Source organism: Pseudonocardia parietis (assembly GCF_017876315.1).
Taxonomy (GTDB): domain Bacteria; phylum Actinomycetota; class Actinomycetes; order Mycobacteriales; family Pseudonocardiaceae; genus Pseudonocardia; species Pseudonocardia parietis.
In genome coordinates this window covers 2,778,555-2,793,848 of record NZ_JAGINU010000001.1, presented here as the reverse complement: position 1 = coordinate 2,793,848, position 15,294 = coordinate 2,778,555, and the positions used below count along the sequence as shown (strand labels likewise).

Below are 15,294 nucleotides of genomic sequence, written 5' to 3'. Positions count from 1 at the left end.
CCGGACACTCAGGACGCCGGATCCCCGAGCCGCCGCGCCCCCACCGCGCGGCGGCGCATAGCGGATTCGGCGAGCTCGGCGTCGATACCGACATGGACGTGTCCGTCCTCCTCACGCACCGGGAACACGGTGATCGGACGCGTCGCGGGTGGGCACAGCGGCTCGCCGGAGCCGTAGTCGAAGACGCTTCCGTGGCAGGAGCACAACAGCCCCTCGTCGGTGACCTTGCCGCTGGAGAGCAGGCAGTCGAGGTGGCTGCAGTAGTTGGACGTCGCGTGGACCTCGCCGTCGGAGCGCGAGACCGCGATCTCGACCTCACCGGCGAAGAACCTGCGCACGACCCCTTCGGGGATCTGACCGGAACGGGCGATCTTGTGGAACTCCACGGCGTCTCTCCTCAGGCGGTGATGCTGTCGAGTAGGTCGAAGAGGTCCTGGTCGTCGTCGGCCAGGACCTCACGCGGGACCGGCGTCCCGAGCGCGAGGAACTGCCGTGCGGCGGGGACGTCACCACCCCGTTCGACGGCGAAGGCGGCCCGGACGCGCCCGTCGGACAGGTAGAAGGCGGTGAAGTCCCGGTCGGCGACGCTGCCGCGGACCACGATCTCGGCCTCGGGTGGGGCGTGTCCGACGAACTGGAGGTTGAGGTCGTACTGATCGGACCAGAACCACGGCGCCTCGGCGGGCGGGGCCGGCTTGCCGAGCAGCGCCCGGGCCACCGTCCCGCCCTGGGTCGTGGCGTTGTCGACGTGCTCGGTCCGCAGGTACCCGTCCCCCACGGCACGGGTCGCGACGTCCCCGGCGGCGAAGACGCCCGGGGCAGAGGTGCGACAGGAGTTGTCGACGACGATGCCGCCACGAACCGGGTCGGTGGCGACGCCGGCCGCCCGGGCCAGCTCGTCGTTCGGCACCGAACCGACGGCGACGACCACCAGATCCGCCTCCACGCGCCCGGTCGCGGTCCGGATCGCGACTCCGCCCGAGGTCTCCTCGACCGACCCGATCTCCTGTCCGCACCGCAGGTCCACCCCGTGGTCGCGCGCCAGCTCCGCGCAGAACTCGGCCATCCGCGGGCCGAGCTGACCGAGCATCGGCAGCTGCCCTGCCTCCAGCACCGTGACGTCGATTCCCCGGTCACGAGCCGACGACGCCACCTCGGCACCGATCAGTCCGCCACCGACGACGGCGAGTCGCTCGATCGTCGGGAGCGCGTCGCGTAGCCGGACGGCGTCGGCGACCGTGCGGAGGTGGACGACACGCTCGCCGGCCACCCCCGGCAACGTGCGCGCCCGCACCCCGGTGGCCAGCAGGATCGCGTCCGCGTTCACGCGGGAGCCGTCGACGAGTTGCACCTCACCGGGAGCGACGGCCGCGGCCGCACTCCCCTGCCGCAACACGACGTCGTTCGCCGCGGCCCAGGCCTCGTCGAGCAGCACCAGGTCGGCGGACCCGGTCTCGCCGCGCAGGAAGTCCTTCGACAACGGCGGGCGCTGGTAGGGCAGGTGGGGCTCGTCGGACAGCACGGTCACCGATCCGTCGAAGCCGCGGCGGCGCAGCATCCGCACCGCGGCGACGGCAGCCTGGCCGGCACCCACGGTGACCAGGCTGCGGGGCAGGTCGGGCATCAGATCTCCTCCTGGCTGCGGGGGCGGGGGTCGACGAGCACCACGCCGTCGACGACCCGGACGTCGTGGACCGGCTGGCACTCGTCGCGTCCCTCGGCCCGGCCGGTCTCCGGATCGAAGGCCCACTGGTGGGCCGGACACACGACCCGTCCCCGCCAGACGACACCGCGGGACAGCGACCGTCCCTTGTGCACGCAGGTGTCGTCGAAGGCGAACACCCGGTCCCCGACGAGGAACAGGGCCACGGCCCCGTCGCCGATCTCGACGCGGGTCCGGCGCCGGCGCGCGAGGTCGGTGAACGGGACGGTGGCGATCCAATGCGTGGTATCGGTGTCGCTCACGAGCCCTCCTCCCGGGCGTCGGGCCGCGGCGGGTGCGGGTGCACCCGCCGCGGCAGGGCGGTCAGAGGGTGGGCGCGACGTAGGTGTCGTAGAGCGCGCGGGTGTAGGAGAACCGCATCTCGGCGCCCCAGCGCACGAACTGCAGACAGCGCTGCTGCAGTTCCGGGGTGTCGGCGTGGTCCAGCACGATCTGGAAGCCCCGCTCGCCGTGCACCACGTCCGACGTGATGTGCAGATCGAAGAACTCGATCTCGTCCTCGGTGAAGCCGTAGGTCTCCCGCAACGGGACGATCTGCTTGCGGTAGATGCTCGGCACCTGCGACTCCAGCCCGACGACCAGCGCGGCGGTGGCCACCACGAAGTGCTCGCGCATCGCGACGGCGTAGCACCAGGACTGCAGTCCACGGGTGACCGCGTTCATGTTGTCCGGGTTCTCGATCTGCTCCCGGGTGGTCCCGCACGCCTCGCCGAACCGGATGAGGAGGTCGGTGTGCCGGATGTCGGCGAGCTCCTCCTCGTACATGTTCTGGAGGGTGAAGTCCTTGGCGTCGGTGCAGTGGTCGGGGGTGTTGCCGTAGATGTAGCCGAGGTAGTCCGCGAACGGGCCGACGTAGTGGTAGTGGTTCTCCGCCCACCGGCTGAAGTGCTCGCGGGTGAGCGTTCCCTCCGCCCAGGCCTTCGAGAACGAGGCGTTCTTCGCCTCGCGGCCCTTGATGGCGTCCTCCAGGGCGGTTCGGAATTCCTCCCGGGAGAGCAGACCCGGTGCGGGAGCCCCGGTGGTCTCGTCGATGGTCAGGGTCATGGCGAACCCTCCAGATGGAAGCTCGGAGATCGGGTGGACCCGGGCGTGGCCTTCGTGGCGGCCGATCGCTCCGCCACCGTTGCCTCCGACCCGGTGACCTCGACGTTATGTGGCGGGAGGCCCCGGATCGCCGGTCAGTCAGCACAAGGACGGGCGGAATCTTGCAGCACTTCGCACGGTTCCCGACCGAAACGACGACGGCCCCGGATCCGCAGGCAACGCCTGGGGATCCGGGGCCGGAAGATGCCGCCGAGGGGTCAGAAGAACGTCGCGGCCACCAGTGTCGAGACGACCAATCCGGCCATCACCGGCAGGAAGCACCGTCGGGCGAGTTCGATGACCGGTACCCGGGTCACCCCGGCGACGACCAGCAGTGACGACCAGGCCACGAGTACGCCGCCACCCGCCCAGATCGACCCCATTTGCCCGACGGCGGCCAGCGTCGCCGGGTCGATGCCGACGGCCGGCCCCAGCGCACCGGAGAGTGAACCGGTCATCGGCAGCCCGGAGAAGCCGGAGCCGTCGAGCCCGCCGAGCAGCCCGACGATCAGCACTCCGAAACTCACGACGACAGGGTTGCTCGGGATGAGGTGCTGCGCGGACATGACGATGTCGACCAGCAGGGAGGGCGCCTGAGAGTCGTCGGGCAGTCCCAGGATGTCCCCCGCGAAGTCGGAGTTGCCCAGGAAGAAGAACCCGGCGATCGGCAGGACGATGCCCATCGCCCGGAACGCAAATACGAGCCCGTCGGTCACGTGCTCACCGACCGAGGTCAGTGCGGCGCGGGGCCCGTCAAGCGCGACACAGGCCAGCACGGCGAGCACGATTGCGAGCCCTCCGACCAGTGCTGCAGCGGAGCCGCTCTCAACCGGAGGCACCACACCCGCTTCGCCCAGCACCAAGTAGATGATCATCAGTCCGAACGTCACCGGCACTGCGACGGCGAAGAGCCTCGCCAACCGCTCCGTGCGTGGGTCCGGGGGCGGCGTGTTCTTTCCGGTTGGCTTCTCGTCGCGGTCCGGGACGTCTCCGGAGCCGCCCGACGGCGGTGGCGCCGCACCGCTCGCGCCGGTCGGCGACCCACCCACGGCTGCGCCGACCGCCACTCGTTCCTCGGTCTGCTCGGTCACGATGAGCGGTTCGGCCCCGTCGCCGGTCGTCCCGGCGCCGGCGAATCGCCGACGCAACCGCTGGAACAGACCGGCCGAGGGTCGCGGCCCGGTAACCACGCCGGCCTCCCACTCCTCGAGGTACACGTCCGAGGGCGTCCGCATGTGCCGGGCCAGCATCAGCCCCATGATGGCCAGCGCGGTGATCCCGGTGATGATCGCCAGGACGAGTGCGACGTCGGCGACCCGCTCCGGGTCGGCGCCGGCCGCCGTCGCCGAGAGCCCCGGGGCAACCTGCATCACGTAGTCGCTCGACAGCGCCATGCCCTGCCCTGCCACCGCGATCGCCATGGCGGCACCCATCGCGGGAAGCCCCGCCCGGATCGCGGCCGGCACCAGGATCGCCCCGATCAACGGCACCGCCGGCGTCGGCCAGAAAAACAGGCTGACTCCGAACGTGACCACGATCAGCACGGCCCAGGCGGACCACCCGCCGCGCATCACCTTCTGGAACGGGGTGACCATGCGCTGATCCGCGTGCATTGCGCGGAGCGCGCCGAGCAGGGCGGTCACCATCGCGATGATCAGGAAGATGTTGAAGAGCTCCGCAGCCGCTGTGAGTGTGGCGTTGAAGATCGCCTGGACGGCAACGATCGGGTCCCCCGTCATCGCCCAAGCGGTCGCGACCGTCGCCAGCAGTGCGGGGACGAGGACGTTCTTCCGGGCGCTCATCGTGCCGAGGATCAGCAGGATCCCGCCCAGATAGACCCAGTGTGCAGCAGTCAGTGCCACCGCGGCCTCCTTCCCGCCGAGTGACGGCGGTGCTGTGTGGTGGTGTGGCGGAACACACTCACAGGCCGTCGGCCACTCATCCAGGCCAACAGTGCACAGCACGCGGATTTCCGATTGTGCACGTTGTCGTTACGACACAGTGCCCTGGCTGCGGCCCTCTGCCTGTGCAGATTTCACGTAGTCGTCACGAGCGAGCGCGATGGATCGTGCCGTGCATGACCGCCCTCGCGCCCCCGTCCGCGTTCCCCTCGTCCGTCCGTGTACCGGCGCTCGGAGCCGACGGGATGGTGACCTCGAGCCATCCCGCGATCAGCCGGACGGGTGCGGAGGTACTCGCTACAGGGGGCAACGCCGTCGACGCGGCGCTCGCGATGGCCGCCGTCGCCTGGCTCGCGCTGCCCGGGCAGTGCGGTGTCGGAGGGGACATGTTCGCCCTGGTCCACGAGCCGGGCGGGCAGGTAGAGGCGTTCTGCGGTAGTGGTTTCGGCCCGGACGGCGGGACCCCCGACCGTTACGCCGGTGCGGCACTGCTCCCCCGGTACGGGCCGCTGTCGGTCGCCGCACCGGGGGCGGTCGCCGCACTGACCGCGCTGCATGCGGCCGGGGCCACACGCCCGCTGACGGAGCTGTGGGAACCGGCGGTTCGGATGGCCACCGGCGGGCTGCCGTGCACGGCCCGGACCCGTGACGACATCGACCGCCATCGCGAGCGGCTGGCCGCGAACCCGGAGACCGCCGCGGCGTTGCTGCGCGACGGACGCGCCCCGGCCGTCGGAACCCGGCTCGCGCAGCCCGAGCTCGCCCGGTCGATCGCCGCCCTCGCCCGCGATCCCGACGCGCTCTACACGGGAACCCTTGCCGAGCGTGCGGTCGAGGCTCTCGCCGCGGGCGGCGCGCCGTTCTCCGGGGCCGAGTGGGCGGCGAGCGGGCATGTCGTCGGGGAGGCACCGCTCCGGGGCCGGTACGCGGGCAGGAACGTCTACCAGACTCCGCTGCCGACACCCGGCTGGATGGTCGTCGACCAGCTCGCCGTCTGCGACGGTGAGCTACGGGCCGGCGGTACGGCGCCCCTGCCCCTCGGTGCCGAGGCCGTCCACTGGCTCGCCGGTGCGGCCCGCATCGCGTTCGACGACCGCTACGACCGGGCAGGTTCGGACCGGCCCGCTCCGGACCGTGCCGGCAGCCCGGAAGCCCTCGCCGAGGCCCGGGAGCGGATCCGGGCGCGCGACCTGCCGATGCCCGCCGGCGCCCGCCCCGACGGTGACACGACGTCGATGGTGGCTGTCGACGGCGACGGGCGTGCCGTCGGCCTCATCGTGTCGCTGGCGTTCACCTTCGGGTCGGGGACGACCGTGCCGGGCACCGGGATCGTGCTCAACAACCGGCTTGCCCGCGGCGCCTACCTCGTCCCCGGGCACCCGAACGAGGTACGCCCGCGACGGCGCCCGCTGCACACCCTCAACACCTGGCTGGTCACCGACGACGACGGTCGCCTGCTGCACGTGGGCAACACGCCCGGCGGCGACGGCCAGGTGCAGTGGAACGTTCAGTTGATCTCCCATCTGCTCGATCAGGACGCCGATCCGCAGGACGCCGTCGACGCACCCCGGTTCTCGGTCTTCCCGGGCAGTGACGCCGGTGACCTGGGCAGCGCGGCCGAGCTGCGCTGCGAGGACCGCCTCGGGCCGGAGGTGCTCGCCGGACTGGCCGAGCGGGGGCACCACGTCGTCCGGGTCGGCGACGGCGGAGGGGGTGGCAGCGCGCAGATCGTGTCGGTCGATCACCGCACCGGTTGCCTGGCCGGCGGCTCGGACTTCCGCCAGGAAGGGGTGGCGCTCGGTGTCTGAGGTGACCGGGCCGGTGGCCGCGGAGGGACCGCCCGTCCCACAGGGCCGGTATGTGGCGGCCGTCGTCGAGGGCGACCTGGTGCACAGCGCCGGGATGACACCGCGCCGGGCCGGCCGGCTGAGGTTGACCGGCCGGGTCGGAGAATCCGTCGGTGTCCCGGAGGCCGCGGCGGCTGCCAGGCTTGCCGTGGGGAACGCGCTGGCCGCGTGCCGCTCCGCCGCGGACGCGGCCGGGCGGGTCCTCGCCCGGCCCGTCCGGATGACCGTGTGGGTGGCCTGCACAGCCGACTTCGCCGACCAGTCGGCCGTCGCGGACGGCGCATCCGCCGTACTCGCCGACCGGTTCGGCCCGGATCTGTTGCCGGTGCGGGCCGCCGTCGGCGTGCTCGCACTACCCGGCGGGGCCCCGGTGGAGGTCGAGCTCACCGCCGCGCTCACGCCGGTCCGACCCCGGTGACCGGCGCTCTCGACGCACTGCGGGCCCGGAGGACCGGAACAGGGCCCGGGCCGGCCATGGTGTTCCTGGTGATCGGGACGTTCGCGAGCACGATCGCGAACACCCTGGTCACGGTGCCGCTCGCTGCCATCACCGCCGATCTCGGTGCACCGCTGACGGCCGGGACGCTCGTGGTGGTCGCGTTCAACCTGACGTGCGCTGCGATGCTCCCGATCGCCGGGTGGCTCGGTGACCGGATCGGCCGGCGGCGACTCTTCCTGATCTCGATGGTCGGGGTCGCCGTCGGCGCAACGGGTGCGGCGCTCGCCCCGAACCTGCCGACCCTCGTCGGGTTCCGCGCGGTCCAGGGTCTGTCCGGAGCGCTGGTGCTGCCGACGGTGCTCGCACTGCTCACCGCGGCCGCAGCCCCCGAGCACCGTGGGCGCGCCGTGTCGTGGTGGGCGGCGGCCAACGGCGCAGGCCAGGCCGCCGGGCCGACGATCGGTGGGCTGTTGGCCGACACGACCGGCTGGCGGTCGGTCTTCGCGGTGATCGTCCCCTTCGCACTGGTCGCCTTCCTGGGCGCGCTGCGTCTGCTCCCGCACGACGAACCACGGGCGGCCCGGCTGGACATCGGCGGTGCCCTCACCCTCACCCTCGGCACTGTCGGGGTGCTCGTCGGTGCCTCGGCGCTCGGACCCCTCGGCCCGGGCTCGCCTGTGGTGTGGATCGGGTTCGGCGCGGGTTCGCTGGCACTGGGGGCGTTCGTCGTCGTCGAGCGACGGGTCGCCCGGCCGTTCGTCCCGCTCGGCCTGTTCCTCGACGCGCGGTTCGTGCGCTCGTCGGTGGCCGCGCTGGCCCAGATGTTGTGCCTGACCGCGATCCTGCTGGCGGTCCCGCTGTTCCTGCTCGCCGAGTTCGGGCTCCCCGCCCGCGAGGCCGGTCTGCTGGTCGTCGCCGTGCCCGCGGCGATGACGGTGCTCGCCCCGGTCGTCGGGCGGCTGACCGAGGGCTGGAGCCCTCGGTGGGCCCTGCGGTGCGGGCTGCTCGTCCTCGCCACCGCCGCGGGCGCCCTGGCCTGGTTCTTCGCGACGGCTTCCGCCCTGCCCGCTCTGGTCGCGGTCTGTGCTGCCGTCGGCTGCGGCATGGCCCTGACCCAGACCCCGGCTGCCACCGGGGCCGCCCGATCGGCGCAGCTGGCCGGTTCCGGAGCCGGGCTCGGGGTCTTCAACTCGCTGCGCTTCGTCGGTGCCGCACTCGGCGGCGTGGTGGTCGCGCTGGCGGTCGGCGACGCCCCGGCCGATCGGGCGTCGGTCGTGGCCGTCGCCCTCGTGTGTGCCGGGTCCGCGCTCGTCGCTCTCGCCGTCAGCTTCACCGGCCGGGTCCGCGGCTGATCCGCGAACGGAACGACGGACGGGCCCCTCGCCGAGGAGCCCGTCCGTCGTGCAGCACTCAGGCGGGGACCGCGCCCGCGACCAGCTCCTCGAATGCGGCGAGCGCCGCCGCACCGACCGCCTTGTCCTGCTCACCGTTGCCGCCGCTGATACCGACCGCACCGACGACCTGGCCGTCGTACACGAGGGGGAAGCCGCCGACGAACACCGTGAACCGTCCGGTGTGCATGTGCTGGATCCCGAACGCCTCGTTACCCGGCAGGGCCGGCCCGTTCGGGGGTTCGTTGAACAGATGGGTGGCGCGCTGGTGCCCGGCTGCGGTGAAGGCCTTCGCGATGGCGATCTCGACCCCGGTGAGGCGGGCACCGGTCATGCGGTGCAGCGCGATCGGGTGGGCACCGTCGTCGGCGACGCAGATGGTCTGGCGGACGCCGATCCGCTCGGCCTCGGCCTCGGCCGCTCGCAGGACGACGAGGGCGTCGTCGAGGGTGAGTCGGTGGATGGTCTGCACGGGTCTCCTCCGGAGTGGGTGGTCGGTGGGAACGGACGCCGTTCCCGGGTCAGGGGGTGAGGTACACGGTCCTGGTGTCGGTGACGAACTCGAGCGCCTGACGCCCGCCCTCCGGGAAGGCGCCGCCGGACGACGCACGCAGTCCCCCGAACGGCGGGGCGACCCCGTTGCCGGTGGTGGGGGCGTTGACTTTCACGACTCCGCACGGCGCAGCGGCCGCGAACCGGTATGCGGTGGCGAGATCAGTGGTGTGTACGGCTGCTGCGAGGCCGTGCGTGGAGCTGTCGAGGACGGAGAGCGCCTCCTCGAGATCGGCGACCGGCAGGACCGTGCAGAACGGACCGAACACCTCGCCGGTGACCAGCTCGTGGTCGGCAGGGACGTCGGCGAACAACGTCGGGGGAACCCAGTAGCCGTCCGGGTCGCAGCCGGGCACGACCTCGGCGGACGCGACGACCCGGGCACCGGCGGCGACGGCACTCTCGCGTAGCTCGCTCAGCCGCCGGAACTGGCCCACGGTGGCGACCGGGCCCGCGGTCGTCGTCCGGTCGCCACCGGGGCCGACCACGAGAGCGCGCACCCGCTCTGCGAGCAGCGCCGTCAGCTCGGCGGCGACGGGCTCCGCCACCAGGACGCGGTCGGTCGAGGTGCAGGCCTGCCCGGTCAGCCCGAACGCGCCGGTCGCGATGTCGGCGGCGGCCCGCTCCAGGTCGGCGTCGGCGCAGACCACGGCGCAGTTGCGGCCGCCGAGCTCCAGCTGCAACCGGGCCTGGCCGTGCGTCTGTGCCCGGATCAGCGCACCGATCTCGTCCGAGCCGGTGAAGCTGACTCCGCGGACCCGCCGGTCGGCGAGCAGAGCTGTCATCGCGTCGGGGTCGTGGCCGTGGACCACGGGCAGGGCGTCCGCGGGAAGCCCGGCTGCCGTGGCCGCGGAAGCGAGCCGGTCGCCGACGCCCGCGGTCACCGGCGAGGGCTTGAACACCACCGTGTTCCCCGCCGCCAGCGCCGGCGCGATCTTGCGCGCGGCCAGCGACAGCGGGAAATTCCACGGGGTCACGGCCGCGACCACACCGAGCGGACCGCGCAGCGTGTAGGCGAACGTGCCGGGCGTCTCTGGCGGGTAGGTCGTCCCCTCGACCAGGAACGCCAGCTGGGCGGCGAGCCGGAACTGCTCGGCGGCCTTGCCGACCTCGCCGCGAGCGGCACCGAGCGGCTTGCCCTCCTCCCGGGTGATCAGCGCGGCCAAGTCGTCGCGGTCCGCCTCCAAACGGTCGGCGACCCCGCCGAGCACGGCAGCCCGGTGGGCCGGGGTGGTGCCCGGCCATCCGGACGCGGCGGCCCGTCCGATCGCGTCGTGGACGTCGTCGGCGGTGGCGGGGCGGAACCGGCTGACCGAGTGACCGGGGCGGGCCGGATCGGTCGTCCACGACTCGGTGTCCGGGATGTCCGCGACCGGGCGAGTCGGTGCTGGATGCACGAAGAACCTCCGGCGGATTGTGGAATGTGACGGCTACCGGCGATTGTGGAGCGGGGCCAGCATGACCGGCACTGGACGAAGTGCAGCCGCCCACGGATCGGATATAGGCAGATGGCACAGAGCGCTCGACCCGATGCCGACCGACGTGCGCCCACCGCACGGGTCGACCCGTCCGACACCGTCTCCGTCGCCGACCTCCTGACCGAGCCTCTCCTGCGCAACACGCTCGTCGCCGGCCGGGACGGGACCTCGCGCACCGCGCGCTGGTGCATCCCGTTGTCCGAGCTCGACGAGGGTGCCGAACCCGATGGCGACCTCGTCGTGCACGCTCCCGTCGCCCGGTTCCGCGGACCCGGCGGCGCCGCGGTGGTACGCAGCGTCGCCGAGGCCGGGGCGGTCGCACTGCTGGTCCGGCTCGATCCGTCCGACGCGGCGCCGCCCGCCGAGCTTCGGCGCTACCTGCCCGAGGCCCGCGCCGCCGCCGACGAGGTCGGGCTACCCCTAGCGCTGCTGCCGGCGACGGCGGGTTTCCGGGCGGTGAGCCAGCTGGTGGCCACGAAGGTGCTGGCCCAGTCCACACACGTGCTGCAGTACAGCGACCGCGTGCACCGCTCGCTCGGCGAGATCCTGGCCCGGGGCACCGGGATTCCCGCGCTCGCCCACGGCATGTCCCGGATGGCCGGGGCCCCGGTGACGGTCCTCGACCTGGACGGCGCGGTGCTCGCGCACGAGTCGGGGACCGGACGCGCGAAGTCGTTGCCGGACCACGTCGCCGGCCTCATCGGCCGCTACGCGAACACCCTCGGCGGCAGGATCCCCTCCCACGACGCGGTCACCCTCGACGTCGTCGGGGACGGCTCGGACGCGGTGGTTCCGCTGGCCGCACCGGTCACGATCGGCGGCGAGCCCTGCGGGGTGGCCGCGGTGCTGGAACCGGTGGACGGGGACCCGCACGATCGCGCCCAGCGCCGGATCGTGGTGCAGGAGGGCGCCGTGCTGATCGGGGCGGAGATGCTCCGAATGCGTTCGATGACCGAGGCCGAGGAACGCACGCGCGGCGATTTCGTCGTCGACCTGGTCCACGGCCGGTTCGCCGACGGCCAGCAGCTCGTGGCGCGCGCTCGCCACCACGGTTTCCAGCCCGACGGCCGGTACGTGGTGCTGGTCGCCGAGCCCGACCCGCCGGTCTCCGACGACGCCCGCACGGTCCGCCGCTTCCAGGCCGCCGCCCGGGCGGTGGAGCGGATCGACCACGAGGTTCCCGAGCCCGTCCTCGCCACGCAGGTGGGCGGGAACCTCGTCGTGGTCGCGCCGGTCGCCGACCAGCACGGCACCGAGGAGATCCGCTCGTTGGCCGGCGCCGTCTACCGGGCGGTGCAGGAGAGGCTCGCCGGCACGGTCCAGGTCGCGTTCGGCGGCGCTCGGACCGGCGCGGGTGGCGCCGCGATCGGCTACCGGGAGGCGCGTACAGCCCTGTCTCTGGCGCGCCGGGTGGACGCGGCTCCGGTCGTCGGCTACGAGGACCTCCGGATCTTCGTAGCGCTACGCGAGGTCGCCGACTCCGAGAACGGCCGCAGGTTCGCCGAGGAGGTACTCGCACCACTGCGCCGGGCCGACGGGCACAACCGCAGCCTGGAGGGCGTCGTGCTCGCCTACATCGGCGAATCGGGCAACCTCAACGCCGCAGCACGGCGACTGGGCCTGCACCGGAACACGACGCTGTACAAGCTGGACCGGATCTCGCGGGCGATCGGCATGGACATCCGGTCGTCGGACACCCAGTTCATGGTGTGGCTGGCCCACCACGTCGACACCCTGGCGAAGGTGAACGACAACCTGGACGCCGAACTGGCGCCACCTCCCTGACACCGGGCGTCGAACGACATGCCGCACAAAATCGCCGCTGGTTCGGTGTGCATCCTGCTGCTTGGCGACTGCGGGGGACTCGGCGAGAGTGGCGGACGCTGCCGTGATCCACGTCGCTGATTCCCACCACGGATGGTGCCGCCTTGTCAGTAGCACACTGGACTTACCTGCTCGGTCTCGCCGCACTCATCGCGACCGTCGTCGCCCGGAAGAATGTCATCGCGCTCGCTGTCGTCGCCACATTCGTCACCGGGACCGCCTACGGCGGCAGCCTGGTCACCGGGCTGGGAGCCGTCTTCCACGGTGCGATCGTCGCCACCCGCGAGCTGCTGCCGATCTTCATCATCATCGGGCTCGTCACCGCGATGCTCGGCGCCATGCGCAGCGTCGGTGCGGACGCCATGATGATCCGGCCGCTGCGTCATCTGTTTCGGAACGGTCATCTCGCCTACATGGTGCTGGCCGTCGTGACCTACCTGTTGTCGATGTCGTTCTGGCCCACACCGGTGCTTCCGCTGATCGCCGCGATCCTGCTGCCTGCCGCCGTACACGCCGGCCTGGCACCGTTCGGCGCCGCACTCGCCATCGCCATCACGGGGCAGGGCATGGCGCTGAGCGCGGACTACATCATGGGGGTGGCGCCGGGGTTGTCCGCCGAGGGCGCGAACGTCCCGGCCGGCCTCATCGCCGACCGGGCGCTGGTCATCTCGCTGATCGTGGGCGTGGTCGCGCTCGCGATCGTCTATCTGCGTGACGTCCGTACGACGATGCTCGACCCCGAAGCCGCTGCTGCCGTACGCCTTCCGGTGACCGGGACGGGAACCGCGGCCGGGACCGACACCGGCCGTCCGGTGCAGTCCGGGGACGGAGGTGCGTCGGACGGTGCACCTGCGGACGCGACCGCGGGCGGTGGTGGCGGCACCGCCACCCTCACCGAGGGTGGCGACGCCGGCGTCGGCCCGCCCGACACCGGTGCACGACGGCGGACCCGCATCATCGCGATCGCGGTCCCCGCCCTGTTCGTGGTGCTGCTGGCCGTGATGCTGCTGGGCCGGTTCACTTCGCTCATCCCGAACATCGACGACGGAGCAGGCGCCCCGCTCGTCGGCGGCACGGCTGCGCTCGCACTCGTGGTGATCGCCCTGGTGGCGAATCGCGGCGGCTGGCTGGACGACATCGGTACCCACTTCTCCGAGGGCATCGGGTTCGCGTTCCGCACGATGGCGATGGTCATCCCGGTCGCCGGCTTCGTCTACGTCGGTCTGTCCGACTACTCCGGGGAGATCCTCGGCCTCCCCGAGGACGCCACCGGGCCCGGTTTCCTGCTCGACGCGATCGGTCACGTCCAGCCGTACATCCCGCACTCGCCCGTGGCCGTCGCCTTCGCGATGTTGCTCATCGGCATGGTCATCGGTCTCGACGGGAACGGCTGGCCCGGCCTGCCGTTCACCGGATCCCTGGCCGACATGCTCGGTCAGTCCTCCGGTGCCGACGTGGCGACCCTGGCCGCGATCGCACAGAACGGCGCCACCTGGACCGGCGGCGGGACGCTGGTCATCTGGTCGTCGTTGATCGTCGTCGCCGGTATCACCGGTGTCTCGGTCATCGATCTGGCCCGTCGGCTGTTCGTCCCCGTCGTGACCGGTTTGATCGTGGCCACCGGAGTCATGGCGGTCTTCCTGTGACGACCGTGCGGCACTCGTACGTCGAGGAGACGCGGACCGTCGTGGAGACGGCCGACCTGGTCCGGCGCGGGGAGCTGGCTGCCCGGGAGGCCGTCGCCGAGGCACTCGACCGGATAGGACGACTGGACCCGGAGCTCGGCGCGTTCGTCCACGTCGACCCCGACGGCGCGCTGGCCCGGGCGCACGAGATCGACGAGCTCGTCGCGAACGGGGGTGACCCGGGCCCCCTCGCAGGTGTGCCGCTCGGGGTGAAGGAGCTGCACGCCGTCGAGGGGTGGCCGTTCGCCATGGGCAGCGTTCTGCACTCCGGTCGGACCGCGGACCACACCTCCACGCTGGTGGAACGGGCCGTCGCAGCGGGCGGGGTACCGGTCGGCTCGACGGCCTCCCCGGAGTTCGGACGGGCGTCGTTCACCGCCTCGGCGCTGCACGGTGTGACCCGCAACCCGTGGAATCCCGCGCTGACGCCCGGCGGGTCGAGCGGTGGGTCGGCGGCGGCAGTAGCCGCGGGGATGGTGCCCATGGCGACCGGCACCGACGGCGCGGGCTCGCTGCGCATCCCCGCCTCGTACTGCGGGCTGGTCGGCTTCAAGGGGACCTACGGGCGGGTGCCACGCGGCCCGCGCCACTGGGGGACGGCGGAGAACGACCACTACGGGGTGCTCACCCGAACCGTCCGGGACACGGCACGCTTTCTCGACTGTGTGTGCGGTGCCGACGAATACGACCGTTCCTCGCTACCAGCCCCGGGCGAGCCGTTCGAGACGAGGCTGGCCTCGGTCGGGCTGCGGGGCCTGCGGGTGGCGTGGACCCCCGATCTCGGAAACGCCCCCTGCGACCCGGAGGTCGCAGGGGTCGTCGGCGCGGTGGCGACGCGGTTCGTCGCGGCCGTCGGCGCCAGGAGGGTGGAACCGGCGCTGAACATCGAGGATGCAGCCGGCGTCGCGTTCCGGACCCTGTCGGTGCCGGACGTGCACGCCGAGCTGCGCGGTGTTTCCTCAGAACGACTCGACGACGTGCACCCGACCGTTCGCCGGTACGGGGAGGCCGCGAAGGCACTCGGCGCGGGCGCACTCGTGGACGGGCACCGGGCCCGAGCACGGCTCGTCGCGGAGCTGGCGCGGGCATTCGAACGGTTCGACCTGTTGCTGACACCGGCCACACAGGTGCCCGCCTTCCCCGCCGAAGGCCCGATGCCGACCGAGATCGCAGGACAACGGGTCGACCACTGGGGCGCTCTGGCCGTCACGTTCCCCTTCAACCTGTCGGGACATCCGGCGGTGTCCGTACCGGCCGGGACCGCCGGGGGCGCGCCGGTCGGGCTGCAGATCGTCGGCCGGCGGCACGAGGACCTGCTGGTTCTGGCGGCGGCGGCGGTGGAAGCGATGAGCTCGACCTCCGGGTGACCCG

13 protein-coding genes are annotated in these 15,294 nt (G+C 72.5%); 6 read left to right on the top strand and 7 right to left on the bottom strand.

All coding sequences use genetic code 11. From position 1 onward, the window contains the following. Positions 1-8 precede the first annotated feature (8 nt). The 5 genes from JOF36_RS13205 to JOF36_RS13185 form a co-directional block, all read right to left on the bottom strand. Positions 9-386 carry a Rieske (2Fe-2S) protein gene (locus JOF36_RS13205; RefSeq protein WP_210027064.1) on the bottom strand — a complete coding sequence of 126 codons (378 nt, stop codon included), beginning with the start codon at positions 384-386 and terminating at the stop codon, positions 9-11. Between the two features lie 11 nt (positions 387-397). After that, positions 398-1,624 (bottom strand): NAD(P)/FAD-dependent oxidoreductase, encoded by a 1,227-nt coding sequence (locus JOF36_RS13200; protein ID WP_210027063.1) that lies wholly within the window; start codon positions 1,622-1,624, stop codon positions 398-400. Further along, the gene (locus JOF36_RS13195; RefSeq protein WP_307862356.1) at positions 1,624-1,965 is read right to left on the bottom strand and encodes a Rieske (2Fe-2S) protein; all 342 of its coding nucleotides are present in this window, start codon (positions 1,963-1,965) and stop codon (positions 1,624-1,626) included. Before JOF36_RS13195 ends, JOF36_RS13200 begins: the two co-directional genes overlap by 1 nt. A gap of 61 nt (positions 1,966-2,026) precedes the next feature. Further along, positions 2,027-2,767: an iron-containing redox enzyme family protein gene (locus JOF36_RS13190; RefSeq protein ID WP_210027061.1), complete on the bottom strand. Its 741-nt coding sequence runs from the start codon at positions 2,765-2,767 to the stop codon at positions 2,027-2,029. 257 nt (positions 2,768-3,024) lie between these two features. Beyond that, a complete protein-coding gene (locus JOF36_RS13185) occupies positions 3,025-4,668 on the bottom strand; it encodes a hypothetical protein (protein ID WP_210027059.1) in 1,644 nt (547 codons plus the stop codon). A gap of 215 nt (positions 4,669-4,883) precedes the next feature. Here JOF36_RS13185 and JOF36_RS13180 point away from each other — a divergent pair, with 215 nt between their 5' ends. The 3 genes from JOF36_RS13180 to JOF36_RS13170 all read left to right on the top strand — a co-directional run bounded on the left by JOF36_RS13180 (position 4,884) and on the right by JOF36_RS13170 (position 8,345). After that, positions 4,884-6,515: a gamma-glutamyltransferase family protein gene (locus JOF36_RS13180; protein ID WP_245350816.1), complete on the top strand. Its 1,632-nt coding sequence runs from the start codon at positions 4,884-4,886 to the stop codon at positions 6,513-6,515. After that, on the top strand, positions 6,508-6,972 hold the full coding sequence (locus JOF36_RS13175) for a RidA family protein (protein ID WP_307862355.1): 465 nt from the start codon (positions 6,508-6,510) through the stop codon (positions 6,970-6,972). The genes JOF36_RS13180 and JOF36_RS13175 overlap by 8 nt, the downstream gene beginning before the upstream one ends. 68 nt (positions 6,973-7,040) lie before the next feature. Then, positions 7,041-8,345, top strand: coding sequence for an MFS transporter (locus tag JOF36_RS13170; RefSeq protein WP_210027057.1), 1,305 nt, complete (start codon positions 7,041-7,043; stop codon positions 8,343-8,345). 58 nt (positions 8,346-8,403) lie between these two features. On the opposite strand, the gene JOF36_RS13165 is transcribed toward JOF36_RS13170, so the two are convergent. Together JOF36_RS13165 and JOF36_RS13160 are read right to left on the bottom strand one after the other, a co-directional pair. Next, on the bottom strand, positions 8,404-8,856 hold the full coding sequence (locus tag JOF36_RS13165; protein WP_210027055.1) for a GlcG/HbpS family heme-binding protein: 453 nt from the start codon (positions 8,854-8,856) through the stop codon (positions 8,404-8,406). A gap of 49 nt (positions 8,857-8,905) precedes the next feature. Continuing rightward, positions 8,906-10,333, bottom strand: a complete 1,428-nt coding sequence (locus JOF36_RS13160; protein WP_307862354.1) for an aldehyde dehydrogenase family protein — start codon at positions 10,331-10,333, stop codon at positions 8,906-8,908. 111 nt (positions 10,334-10,444) lie between these two features. Here JOF36_RS13160 and JOF36_RS13155 point away from each other — a divergent pair, with 111 nt between their 5' ends. From JOF36_RS13155 to JOF36_RS13145, 3 genes are all read left to right on the top strand, one after another. Continuing rightward, positions 10,445-12,199, top strand: coding sequence for a helix-turn-helix domain-containing protein (locus JOF36_RS13155; protein WP_210027054.1), 1,755 nt, complete (start codon positions 10,445-10,447; stop codon positions 12,197-12,199). A 143-nt stretch (positions 12,200-12,342) separates the two neighbouring features. After that, complete coding sequence (locus JOF36_RS13150; RefSeq protein WP_210027053.1) at positions 12,343-13,884, top strand: hypothetical protein; 1,542 nt, start codon at positions 12,343-12,345, stop codon at positions 13,882-13,884. Continuing rightward, positions 13,881-15,290: an amidase gene (locus tag JOF36_RS13145; RefSeq protein WP_210027052.1), complete on the top strand. Its 1,410-nt coding sequence runs from the start codon at positions 13,881-13,883 to the stop codon at positions 15,288-15,290. The genes JOF36_RS13150 and JOF36_RS13145 overlap by 4 nt, the downstream gene beginning before the upstream one ends. Positions 15,291-15,294: the final 4 nt, after the last annotated feature.

Excerpts from the sequence above, each read along its gene's own strand:
- JOF36_RS13200 (WP_210027063.1), bottom strand. The coding sequence starts at position 1,624 with ATGCCCGACCTGCCCCGCAGCCTGGTCACCGTGGGTGCCGGCCAGGCT.
- JOF36_RS13190 (WP_210027061.1), bottom strand. The coding sequence starts at position 2,767 with ATGACCCTGACCATCGACGAGACCACCGGGGCTCCCGCACCGGGTCTG.
- JOF36_RS13180 (WP_245350816.1), top strand. The coding sequence starts at position 4,884 with ATGACCGCCCTCGCGCCCCCGTCCGCGTTCCCCTCGTCCGTCCGTGTA.
- JOF36_RS13155 (WP_210027054.1), top strand. The coding sequence starts at position 10,445 with ATGGCACAGAGCGCTCGACCCGATGCCGACCGACGTGCGCCCACCGCA.